The organism is Vibrio galatheae (genome assembly GCF_000967545.1).
GTDB lineage: Bacteria > Pseudomonadota > Gammaproteobacteria > Enterobacterales > Vibrionaceae > Vibrio > Vibrio galatheae.
On the sequence record NZ_JXXV01000028.1, the window covers coordinates 1 to 12,147 of the forward strand.

Below are 12,147 nucleotides of genomic sequence, written 5' to 3' on the forward strand. Positions count from 1 at the left end.
TTAACTGATCGGCATTACCCAAAGATTGGGGCGCTTTTTTCATCTCTGTAAAACCACTAAGCGACTTCTAAGATAATCTTCTCAAGTTTATCAAGACCTTCGTTCAGAACGTCAGACTCTATCGTCAAAGGCGGTAGCAAGCGAATCACATTTGCTTTTACCCCACATGACAACAGAATCAATCCGTTTTCTTGCGCTTTGCTGATCACCGATTTGGTGAGATCTTGCAGCGGTTTACCTGTTTGTGGGTCAGTAAACTCAATCGCCATCATCGCACCTGTAGTACGGATTTCACCAATCGCCGGCACAGATTGCTGAAGCTTTGTCATACGCGCATTGACGATTTCACCAATCCCCATCGCTTTAGCACACAAATCTTCTTCTTCGATAATTTTCAGCACTTCTAAGCCCGCCACACAGCCCAGTGGAGAACCCGCGTAAGTCCCCCCTAGACCGCCCGGTAAAGCTGAGTCCATCACATCCGCTTTACCTACTACCGCGGAAATCGGGAAACCACCAGCAATACCTTTTGCCATGGTCATCATATCTGGCTCAATACCCAGATATTCTGTCGCAAACATTTTACCCGTACGCGCAAATCCAGTCTGAATTTCATCGGCAATCAGCATGATGCCGTGTTTGTCACACAGTTCACGTAGCGCTTGAGCAAAGGCTTGCGGCGCTTTATAGAAACCGCCCTCACCTTGCACTGGTTCAAAGATAATCGCCGCAACACGTGAAGGTTCAATATCACACGCAAACAAGTCTTCTAATGCCTGCATACTCTGATCGACACTGATACCGTGGAACGCATTAGGGTAAGGCGCGTGAAAAATCTCGTTCGGAAATGGTCCAAAACCCGCTTTATAAGGTGCAACCTTGCCCGTTAAACCCATAGTCATATTAGTACGACCGTGGAAACCACCTTTGAACGCAATTACGCCGCTACGCCCAGTGTGAGCACGAGCCACTTTGACGGCATTTTCTACCGCTTCAGCGCCTGTGGTTAAGAAGATAGCTTTCTTCTTGGTGTCACCCGGAGCCAATTCCGTCAGCTTTTCTGCCAACTCGACAAACGAAGCGTAAGGCGTCACCATCGCACATGTGTGGGAAAAGTTGTCTAGCTGCGCTTTGACCGCCTCGCTGATTCTTTTATTCGAGTGACCGGTGTTAGTCACCGCAATACCCGCCGCAAAATCGATGTATTTGTTGCCTTCAATATCCCAAACGTGGGCATTGTCCGCTTTCTCTACGTAAAGTGGGTACAGTGCGCCCATGCCTTGAGCAATGACCTGGCTTCTTCTTTGATGTAGTTGTTGATTTGTCATGGTTTTGTCCTTCAATTAGTTGCCGCCAAAGCAGAGATATTTTACGTCCATGTATTCATCGATACCTTGTTTCGCTCCTTCACGTCCGATACCGGACTGTTTTACCCCACCGAAAGGAGCCACTTCGGTAGAGATCATGCCTTCGTTAATGCCGACCATGCCGTATTCGAGCGCTTCGGCAATCTTCCACACGCGATGAATATTTTGGCTATAGAAGTAAGAGGCTAAGCCGTAAATCGTGTCATTTGCCATCTCGATCAGTTGCTCATCGCTGTCAAAACGAATCACAGGCGCTACAGGGCCAAAAATTTCCTGAGAAACAATCGTCATATTGTGAGTCACATCTTTAAGCACCACAGGTTGCATAAATAGACCATCGAGTTGCTTGATTGGACTGACAGGCTTAGCCCCTTGCTCAATCGCACCATCAATAAGCGTTTGTATACCTTGCTTGGCAGCTTCACTGATCACAGGGCCAATGTTGACGCCGTGGTCTAAACCGTTACCAACTTTAAGTTGCTGCACTGCCGCATCAAATTTAGCGACAAATTCGTCATACACTTTGCTATGAACATAGAAACGGTTGGCACACACACAGGTCTGCCCTGCATTGCGGAACTTTGATGCCATTGCGCCAGTTACGGCCGCATCGATATCCGCGTCATCAAACACGATGAAAGGCGCATTGCCACCTAGCTCCATCGAAGTACGCTTAATGTCACCAGCGCTCTGCTGCATCAATACACTGCCGACTTGAGTTGAACCCGTGAAAGAGAGCTTACGAATCAGCGGATGAGTGGTAAAAATGCCGCCGACTTGACGCGAACTTTCGCCTAATACGACTTGCAACACGTCACGTGGAATCCCGGCCTGATAAGCCAGTTCTGCTACCGCGAAAGCAGACAGAGGCGTAGACTCTGATGGTTTGACGATAAAGCTACAACCAGCCGCGAGCGCTGGCCCCGCCTTACGTGTAATCATGGCGATAGGGAAATTCCACGGCGTAATCGCACAAGCAACACCAATCGGCTGCTTAATCGTCACCAAACGCTTATCGGCGCTCGGCGCTGGAATGGTGTCACCATAGGTACGTTTCGCCTCTTCAGCAAACCATTCGATAAAGCTCGCACCATAAAGAACCTCACCTTGCGCTTCAGCAAGCGGTTTGCCTTGCTCAAGCGTCATCAAACGGCCTAAATCTTCTTTATTTTCCAGCAGTAATTGATTCCAGCGCTGAAGTTTTGCTGCGCGGACTTTCGCTGGCTGCGCCGCCCACTCTTTCTGGGCCACACTGGCACGTTCAATTCCATCCAGAATTTCGCTCTCGGAGGCAATAGGAGCGAAGCCAATAATCTCGCCAGTTGCGGGATTGGTTACCGCGCAGCCCTGTGCTTTCTCTGAGACCATAAAAGAAAGCAAACTATGATTTTTAATATGTTGCATGATAATTCCTTTTGACTAAGTAGCGATTGATGGACAATCGCCACCGCTACGCCCTTTTATGCGGGGATCTGCTGAGTGATGCAGTGGATGTTGCCACCACCAAGCAAGACTTCTCGCGAGGGGATACCCACAATGCAATAACCCGGCATCGCTTGCTGCAAGATAGAGATAGCTTGTTGATCTGTGCTGTCATCCAGTAAAGGCAAAAACACGTGATCGTTAACAATCAGAAAGTTCGCATAAGACGCACTTAGGCGCTCACCCGCCCTACGATTCATCCCGTCACTTGACTCAACACCTTGTGCCTCTACATCACTGTAGTGTAGCGGGCCTGGCAGGGGTAAACGGATCACTTCAATTTCTCTGCCTTTAGCGTCGGTTTGCGCTTTTAACACCGCTTCGGCTTCTCGAGAAAGTTGGTATTGAGGATCGCTTGGGTCATCGGTCCAACTCAGCACGACCTTAGCAGGGGCAATAACGTGTAGCAGATTATCGACGTGACCATCCGTCTCATCGTTAAACAATCCCTTTGGCACCCAGACCACTTTCTCGATATTAAGGTACTGTTTTAACTGTTGTTCGATCTGCTTTTTTTCCATATCTGGGTTGCGCCCCGGACTAAGCAAGCACTCTTCTGTGGTGTACAGCGTGCCTTGACCATCGGTATGAATTGAGCCCCCTTCAAGTACAAACGGCGCACGATAGTGATCGATGCCTATGATGTCGCACACAGAACCGGCGACTTGATCGTCATGCTGCCAATCATCATAAAGACCGTTAAACTCACCGCCCCAAGCGTTGAATTGCCAGCTTATTCCGCGTCGCTCACCGGCATCGTTCACCACAACCGTTGGACCAATGTCTCGCATCCAAGCATCGTTGTAAGGAATTTCAACCAAGCGAACGTCTCGATGCAATAGCTCTCGGGCATGGTCGAATTGTTTGGTACTCACTGCAACGCACACCTTTGTCACATCTGCAATTGCGTTGGCAATATTGGCAAACGTACGCTGCGCCGGAAGTGCTCGGTCACGCCAATTATCGCGGCGCTCTGGCCAAGCAAGCCAAACTTCGCTTACCGGCTGAAACTCAGCCGGAAAATAGAAGCCATCTTGTGCTGGAGTTGTCGATAACTGCATATTTAACGCCTCTCTAAACAGCCAACTTTCCAATACTGGTGTACAGATCTGGGCGGCGATCACGGAACAAGCCCCATGCGTGACGTGCTTTGGCGGTGGCCGCTAAATCAATGTCTGCGTAAATGATCGCCTCACCTTCACGTGGCGCTTCCGCAATTTTTCCGCCAGTGTGGTCAGTAATGAATGATGAGCCATAGAAGGTGGTTTCAATACCATCATCCAGTTCAGTGCCCACTCGGTTTGATGCGATGACTGGCACAAGGTTGGCCGCTGAGTGACCTTGCATAGTACGTTGCCAGTGGTCACGTGAGTCTAAGGTTGGATCTTGTGGCTCTGAACCGATGGCTGTCGGGTAGAAAATGGCTTCCGCACCGTGCAACGCAAGGCAGCGAGCGAGCTCTGGGAACCATTGGTCCCAACAGATACCGGCGCCAAACTTACCAAACTTGGTTTGCCACACTTTGAATCCTGTATCTCCCGGGCTGAAGTAGTACTTTTCACTGTAACCTGGACCATCGGGAATGTGTGACTTGCGATAGTTGTCTAGCACAGTACCATCGGCATCAATCATCACTAACGAGTTAAAGAAGGTGTTACCTGCTTTTTCAAAATAGCTCACTGGAATCACGACGCCGAGCTCTTTCGCCAAGGCGCTCATTTCTTGAATTAAGCGGCAGTTTTGTGTCTCTTCTGCTAGCTCAAAATATTTTGCTTCTTGTTTCTTGCAGAAATAAGGGGCGGCGAATAGCTCTTGTGGAAGAATCACGTTTGCGCCGTTTTGTGCCGCTTCGCGAATCGCTTTTTTCGCTTTGTTGAGGTTATCTTCCAGATCCCAGCTCTTAGTCAGTTGAAGGGCTGCAAATTTTACGACTTTGCTCATTGGATATTCCTTATCTCTTATCTTAGATCGCCAGTTTGTCACGTAGGTTGTAGTAGGCCGCTCCCATCGCAGTGAATGGAATTTGGAAGTGGCGACCACCCGGGAATGAATAATGTTTTAGCGCAGCAAACGCATCGAAGCGCTCGGCGTGTCCAGTCAGTGCTTCTGCGAGTAACTTACCAGCCAAGTGTGTACAAGTGACACCATGACCACTGTAACCTTGCAGGTAGTAGATGTTGTCTGCAAATGAACCAAATTGTGGCATGCGTGAGTAAGTCAGCAAGAAGTTACCTGTCCAGGTGTAGTCAATCTTGATGCCTTTAAGTTGTGGGAAGACTTTTTCCATCTTAGGACGGATAAGCGCTTCAATGTTTTGTGGGTCACGAGCGCCGTAAACCACACCGCCACCGAACAACATGCGCTTATCTGCTGTTAAGCGGAAGTAGTCTAATAGGTAGTTGCAGTCTTCCACGCAGTAATCGCTGGTTAGCACTTGCTTAAGCTGCGCTTCGCTTAAAGGCTCAGTCGCGACAACTTGAGTACCACATGGAATCGCTTTATTACTGATATTTGGTGCTAGACCACCAAGGTAAGCGTTGCCCGCCAACACCACGTATTTACTCTTGACGCTGCCTTGCGCCGTTTTCACTACTGGGTTCACGCCTTTATCAATCGAAACTACGGCCGATTGTTCGAAGATCTGTCCACCCTGAGCGACAAACGCAGCCGCTTCACCAAGGGCAAGCTTGAGTGGGTGAATATGGCCACCGCGCATATCAAGCAGACCACCCGCGTACACTTTAGTGCCGACGGCTTTCTCAACTTCACCAGCATCAAGCAAGGTCAATTGATCGTTACCGTAACGCTCCCAGTTGGCTTTATGCTCTTCCAGCCCCTTCAACTGTTTGTTGTTCAGCGCGGTAAATAAGCCACCTTGCTTGAGGTCACAATCGATGTCGTATTTATCTACCAAGCCGCGAATAATGTCGCCACCTTCGAAGATCATATCGCATAGTGCTTTCGCTTGGTGTTGGTCGTAACGGCTTTCAATAACATCAACATCTCGGCTGTAGCTATTGACGATTTGTCCGCCGTTACGACCAGTTGCGCCAAATCCAACTTTTGCACTTTCCACAACAACGACTTTAAAGCCTTTCTCCGCAAGATGAAGCGCAGAAGAGAGCCCAGAGAACCCAGCGCCAACGACACACACGTCGCACTCGATATTATCTTGCAGTTGTGGGTAATCTGGCATGTTAGGCACAGAGTGAGAGTAGAACGAATCCGTATGCTTGTTCATAGAGGTATTCCTTTAATATTCGCAGCAGGCTTAAGGGTGTAGACGAATCCAAGTCGTCTTAGTCTCAGTAAACTTCTCAATGGCATGAAGAGATTTATCTCGTCCGTTACCACTCATTTTGAAGCCACCAAATGGGACAGTCATGTCCCCCTCGTTGTAGTTATTGACCCATACCGAACCCGCTTCTAACTGTTTCGCGACGCGGTGAACTCGGTTGATATTGCTACTCCATAGCGCCGCACCTAAGCCATATTTTGAGTCATTGGCGATGGCAATCGCTTGTGCTTCATCTTTAAATGGAATCACACACAAGACAGGGCCGAAGATTTCTTCTTGAGCCACTCGCATTTTGTTATCCACGTTGTCGAGAATGGTCGGCTCAACAAAGGCACCCACACCGGTTACATCACCACCGCAACGTAAAACCGCACCTTCGGCTTGACCAAGCGCGATGTAATCAAGCACTTTAGCTTTATGCTCTTGGTCGATGAGTGCGCCCATAGACGACTCGGTGTCGAGTGGATCTTTTGGCATAAACGCTTGCGCGGCCGAAATGACTTTATCGACAAAGCGGTCTTTAATGCTTTCATGAACCAGTAAACGAGTGGCCGCGACACAAACTTCGCCCTGATTGTAGAAACAGCCCGCCGCCGTTTCTGCGGCCGCGCGGTCAAGGTCGTCGCAATCTTCAAAGACAATATTGGCATTTTTGCCGCCAGCTTCGGCGAAGACACGTTTAAGATTAGACTCGCCAGCACTGATCATAAGTTGGCCAGCAATTCGAGTGGAACCGGTGAAAGCAATGCAGTCGACATCTTGGTGTTTCGCCAGTGCGTCACCTGCTTCATGACCAAAACCAGTCACCACTTGGAAAACACCATTTGGCAGTCCTGCTTGGCTCGCAAGTTGACCTAAATAGATGGCCGTTAAAGACGATTTTTCAGAGGGTTTAAGGATGACGCTGTTTCCCGCCGCTAGGGCTGGCCCTAGCTTCCAACATGCGAGCCAAAGGGGGAAGTTCCACGGAACAATCGCCGCCACAACGCCAATCGCTTGATGGGAAATAAACGCATGCACGTCTTTCTCTGTAGGTGCAACTTCACCATATACTTTGTCGATAGCTTCTGCGTACCAACGCAGTGTGTTGGCCGCACCTGGAATATCGGTAGAGAAGCTGTGAGCAATGGGTTTGCCTGTATCTAAGGTCTCTAGCAGTGCCAACTCTTCTCGGTGGGATTCGATAAGATTGGCAAACTGATTCAAGACCGCCTTACGTTGCGCTGGGGAGCGATTGCTCCACAAGCCTTGTTGAAATGCTTGTCGAGCGCATTTCACCGCGAGATCGACATCTTCACTTTGGCAACGAGCGATTTGAGTAATTGTCTCGTTGGTTGCAGGATTGATCACATCTAACGTGTCTCCCCCCATTGCCGAGCTATATTCACCATTAATATAAGCTCGATTTTCGATGTTGAGATTGTTTTTTAACTCAATCCATTGTTCTCGGGTTTTCATACGCTCTCCTTGTTATCACAACAAGACAAAGCCCACTTAGAATGTGGTTGGCGTATGCGCGCTTATCATTCGACAAGCCTTGTCTGTGTGATTTATAAACTTGTGCGGTTTGGTCGTATCAATGACGTACGACTCACCTTGTTTTATAACGAAGGACTTTCCTTTGTATTCGAGTGTGATTTCACCCTCAAGTACGGTACCTATCTCTTCGCCTTCATGTTTAATCAGTGTCGCCCCTGTGCTACCGCGCGGTGCGTACTCCTCAATTAAGAATCCGATCACCAAATCTTTGTTGCCATTGGTGACCAGCTTCATCGACACCGCTTCACTGCCCATCTCGACGAGCTCTTCTTGCGGAACGATGACTTTAATTTCATCACTTTGAGGTTGTTCGAGAATAAAAAACTCAGAAAGTGATAGAGAGAAAACGTTCACTATTTTTTGCAGAGAACTGACCGATGGGCTGACCTTGCCATTCTCAATCGATGAGATAGCGCTATGTGTTATCCCAGCTCGCTCGGCGAGTTCTCGTTGTGACAATCCATTTTTCTTTCTTAGTTGAACAATATTTTTACCAATCTGTTGATTGTCCATTCATGCAGCTCCAAATTAATGAGAGGCTGCCATGATAAATTCTTTAAATAAAATTTGGGAGAAATGATTGGTTTTTGCTTTCCATTCTGGATGCCACTGCACGCCAACGAAGTATTTTTGCCCCGGAAGGCTGAACGCTTCGATGAGTCCATCCGGTGCTTTGGCTTCTACCTGAAGTTGAGGAGCCAATCGGTCGACGCCTTGATTGTGGAGCGTGTTCACTTCAAAGAAGGCGGTGGTTTCCCAGTGGTTTTCTATCAGCCACTGTTCAAATACGCTTTGCTTTTGCACCAATACCGCATGAGCGGGAGCATATTTTTCTTCAAAGTCATCGACCTTCGCTTCGCGGTGATCGTTGAAACCCGATTCATGTACCGCTGGATTGAGTGAACCACCCAATGCCACATTCATCTCTTGAAAACCGCGACAAATACCTAAGCAAGGGATGTTTTTGTCTATTGCCAAGCGAATTAGGCTCAACGACAACTCATCACGCGCTTCATCTGTATGTGATTCATCATGCTCTGCAGCATAGCGATGCGGTGCGACGTTCGAATGACTACCCGGAAACAGCAAGCCATCACACAACTCAATCAGGGTTGTCATCTGTTCTGTCGTCATGTCGGGTGACAGTATCACGGGTAAACCACCAAAATCTTTCACCGCTTGCAGGTAAAAATTATTGACCGCTTGTATCTGATACCCGCCTAGCTCTTTTGCGCAGCTGACGACACCAATAATAGGGGTGTTTGTTTGTGACATGATTTTTCCGCGTTCGATTTATTTAACATTCACACTACAAATCATGTACAAAATTATCAACACAAACGTTCGAAATTATGACCATTTCGTGACTTCTGCCACTTTTTTAACCAAAAAAATGCCTTTTCTTGCTCATTATATTGAGCAAAATAACATCCGGTGTTACAAAATAGTTAACAAAAGCAACTTACATTTAGACAAAAACCATCTAAATTGACTGCCTAACCCACTGAAATAAAAGAAATACACAAAGAAAAGCCTTATCGGCGACCTTGATTTGTAAGTCAATTGTTAACTCAATTATATTTAACTCATCGAACGTCAGGCTCTTGGGAGAAACCAGAATGGAATCGTATGTACAAGAAGTTAAAAATTTTAGACAAGAATGGCCCGATATCGAATATATTGACCTCATATTTACCGACATCAACGCCTCACCAAGAGGCAAGCGCATCCCTGTAACCGCTCTAGAAAAGGTGAATAAAGGGATTGCCCTGCCCCTTTCCACTATTACTCTCGACACGTGCGGTAACGTTGTAGAATCAGCAGGCCTCGGAGAAGCATTGGGCGAACCCGATAACATGTGTTTCCCGATTCCAAATAGCTTGATGCCGACGGCGAAACCTCAAGTCGGACAACTGTTGCTGAGCATGATGGACGACACAGGAACGCAACCTAATCCTCTGTTTATTCGCAATATTTTGGAAAAGATGTTGCAAACCCTACATAGCAAAAACCAATTCCCTTGCGTTGCATTGGAGCTTGAGTTTTATCTAATAGATAAAAAACGTGGTGCCAACGGCGAACTGCTGACTGCCATTAACCCAACCAAGAAGACCAGAGAAAAAGACACCGAAGTCTACGATTTGGATGGATTGGATGACTACGCCGAGTTTCTCGCCGATCTTAACCGTGTGGCTGATCAGCAAGGTCTGAATACGTCTGGGGCGCTCTCCGAATCCGCGCCAGGTCAGTTTGAGATTAACTTCAACCATTCTCAAGATGTGCTACGAGTATGTGATGAGATAGTGATTGCGAAGCGCCTGATCCGCCAAGTCGCTCATCAACATGGCTTTGATGCCACCTTTATGGCCAAACCGTTTGCTGATCAGGCGGGCAATGGCATGCACATCCACCTCAGCCTGCTTGATGAACAAGGCAACAATCACTTCAGCCAAGCCGACGGTCAGGAGAGCGACCTTTTTTATCAAACCATGGCAGCCATGCTCGCGCAAACTTCCGACTCCATGGCGTTGATTTGTCCCAATGTTAACTCTTTCCGCCGCTTTGTGCCTGGTGCTTACGTGCCAACGAAAGCGGATTGGGGAGTCAATCATCGTGGTGTCGCTCTACGTGTACCAATTAGCGACAGTAAAAACCGACGTATTGAGCACCGCATAGCGGGCGCAGACGTCAATCCATATATTCTCGCTGCAGTAGTACTTTCCTCAGTATTAGCGAGTGATAACTATTCCAAACAACAATGTCCTCCTTCTCTCAGTAATGATGCGGTAGACTTACCCGTGCGTATGTCTGATGCACTTGAGCAGCTAGAACACAGTGAGCTGGCTCAATACATTTCAAGGGAATTTATCGATTTGTATCTTGCATGCAAACGGAGTGAACTCGAAGAATTTGAGCGAGCGATCACACCGTTAGAAATCGATTGGATGTTGCACTCAGCATAAACAAAGGAAACTATGTTATGACAACACAAACAAAGGCACTGGATGCGCCGCTGAAAATGAACAGTCAACATATTATGGTCACACTCATTGTGATTGCGACCTTCATCTTCTTTACCTCGATCGGATTGAGTCATGAGGAAGGACAAGCCTATGGCTGGATGAGCTTGCTCCCCACCGCATTAGTGCTGGTTTTCGCACTCACCACTCACCGCACGGTCGAAGCACTATTTAGTGGTGCGATTGCTGGGGTGCTACTACTCAATCCTACCGAGGCCGTTGAGCAAATTGTCGATATTTCGATGACGGTAATGATGGATGAAACCATCGCTTGGATCATTCTGGTGTGTGGTTTGATGGGTGGTCTTATCGCCATTCTTGAAAAAGGTGGCAGCATATTGAGCTTCTCAGATATGTTGGTGACCAAAGTGAAGAGTCGCCGCCAGTCTATGCTGATGACCTTTGTGCTGGGTATTTTGATCTTCATTGATGATTATCTCAATGCGATTGCGATCTCTTCGTCGATGAAGAAGGTCACCGATGGGTACAACATTTCTCGAGAAAAACTCTCTTATCTTGTCGATTCAACCGCCGCGCCTATTTGTATCCTTGTCCCTATCTCGACCTGGGCTATCTTCTTTAGCTCGTTGCTAGAAGCCAACGGCGTCGCTGAAGCGGGTCAAGGTATCCAGACCTATATTGAAGCTATCCCATACATGGCTTACGGCTGGGTTACTCTGGTTATCGTTCTTCTGGTTGCAATGGAGAAAATTCCAGACCTAGGTGCAATGAAAAAGGCCGAGCAACGTGCAAAAGCAGGTCAAGTGCGTCCTGACGGTGCGACTGACATCGACTTTGGTTCAGACATTACCGCGCACACCAACCCTACCATGGGCCTGATCAACTTCTTGCTGCCAATGATCGTATTAGTGGGAGCAAGCTGGTACTTCGGCATCGACCTGCTCGCAGGGGTATTCGTCGCTATCATCTTTACTGTCTGCTTCTACGGCGCGCAAAAACTCATTTCGATGAACGCCATGTTTGAAGCAATCTACGACGGTATCAAAGTGATGCTTCTGCCTCTTGCTACCGTAATTGGCGGCTTTATGCTCAAGAATGTCAACGATTCATTAGGCGTGACTCAGTACGTGATTGAAACAGTTAGTCCTTATCTGTCTGCCGAATACTTCCCTGCCATTATCTTTATGATTACCGGTGGGCTTGTGTTTGCAACCGCGTCTTCATGGGGTGTGTTTGCCGTCGCAATGCCAATCGTACTACCACTTGGTGAGCAGCTTGGTGTGCCAGTTCACCTCACTGTCGCAGCGCTGCTTTCTGCATCGGCAGCTGGTAGCCACTCTTGTTTCTTTAGTGACTCAACAGTACTTTCAGCGCAAGGCTCGGGTTGTACTTCAATGCAACACGCCACCACTCAGTTCCCTTACGCACTGATTGGTATTATCGCAACTTGTATTTTCTTTCTTGTTGTTGCCTAACTAAG

10 protein-coding genes are annotated in these 12,147 nt (G+C 47.9%); 2 read left to right on the top strand and 8 right to left on the bottom strand.

Annotation, left to right across the window (positions count from 1 at the left end; translation table 11 throughout):
- Positions 1-56 precede the first annotated feature (56 nt).
- From gabT to TW81_RS15540, 8 genes are read right to left on the bottom strand one after another with little or no spacing between them, the layout of a single operon-like run.
- A complete protein-coding gene (gene gabT / locus TW81_RS15505; protein ID WP_045956645.1) occupies positions 57-1,328 on the bottom strand; it encodes a 4-aminobutyrate--2-oxoglutarate transaminase in 1,272 nt (423 codons plus the stop codon).
- Between the two features lie 15 nt (positions 1,329-1,343).
- Positions 1,344-2,771, bottom strand: a complete 1,428-nt coding sequence (locus TW81_RS15510; protein WP_045956646.1) for an NAD-dependent succinate-semialdehyde dehydrogenase — start codon at positions 2,769-2,771, stop codon at positions 1,344-1,346.
- A gap of 56 nt (positions 2,772-2,827) precedes the next feature.
- Entirely contained in the window at positions 2,828-3,910 is a 1,083-nt protein-coding gene (gene aguA / locus TW81_RS15515) for an agmatine deiminase (RefSeq protein ID WP_045956647.1), read from the bottom strand.
- A gap of 13 nt (positions 3,911-3,923) precedes the next feature.
- Entirely contained in the window at positions 3,924-4,790 is an 867-nt protein-coding gene (aguB, locus tag TW81_RS15520; protein ID WP_045956648.1) for an N-carbamoylputrescine amidase, read from the bottom strand.
- 22 nt (positions 4,791-4,812) lie between these two features.
- Positions 4,813-6,090 carry an NAD(P)/FAD-dependent oxidoreductase gene (locus TW81_RS15525; protein WP_045956649.1) on the bottom strand — a complete coding sequence of 426 codons (1,278 nt, stop codon included), beginning with the start codon at positions 6,088-6,090 and terminating at the stop codon, positions 4,813-4,815.
- A 30-nt stretch (positions 6,091-6,120) separates the two neighbouring features.
- Positions 6,121-7,605 carry an aldehyde dehydrogenase gene (locus TW81_RS15530; RefSeq protein ID WP_045956650.1) on the bottom strand — a complete coding sequence of 495 codons (1,485 nt, stop codon included), beginning with the start codon at positions 7,603-7,605 and terminating at the stop codon, positions 6,121-6,123.
- Between the two features lie 36 nt (positions 7,606-7,641).
- A complete protein-coding gene (puuR, locus tag TW81_RS15535; protein WP_045956651.1) occupies positions 7,642-8,199 on the bottom strand; it encodes an HTH-type transcriptional regulator PuuR in 558 nt (185 codons plus the stop codon).
- A 15-nt stretch (positions 8,200-8,214) separates the two neighbouring features.
- Complete coding sequence (locus tag TW81_RS15540) at positions 8,215-8,961, bottom strand: gamma-glutamyl-gamma-aminobutyrate hydrolase family protein (RefSeq protein ID WP_045956652.1); 747 nt, start codon at positions 8,959-8,961, stop codon at positions 8,215-8,217.
- 344 nt (positions 8,962-9,305) lie between these two features.
- On the opposite strand from TW81_RS15540, the gene TW81_RS15545 reads away from it, so the two are divergent.
- Together TW81_RS15545 and TW81_RS15550 are read left to right on the top strand one after the other, a co-directional pair.
- Positions 9,306-10,649 carry a glutamine synthetase family protein gene (locus TW81_RS15545; RefSeq protein ID WP_045956653.1) on the top strand — a complete coding sequence of 448 codons (1,344 nt, stop codon included), beginning with the start codon at positions 9,306-9,308 and terminating at the stop codon, positions 10,647-10,649.
- Positions 10,650-10,666: 17 nt separating this feature from the next.
- Positions 10,667-12,142, top strand: coding sequence for a Na+/H+ antiporter NhaC family protein (locus TW81_RS15550; protein ID WP_045956654.1), 1,476 nt, complete (start codon positions 10,667-10,669; stop codon positions 12,140-12,142).
- The last annotated feature ends 5 nt before the right edge of the window (positions 12,143-12,147 follow it).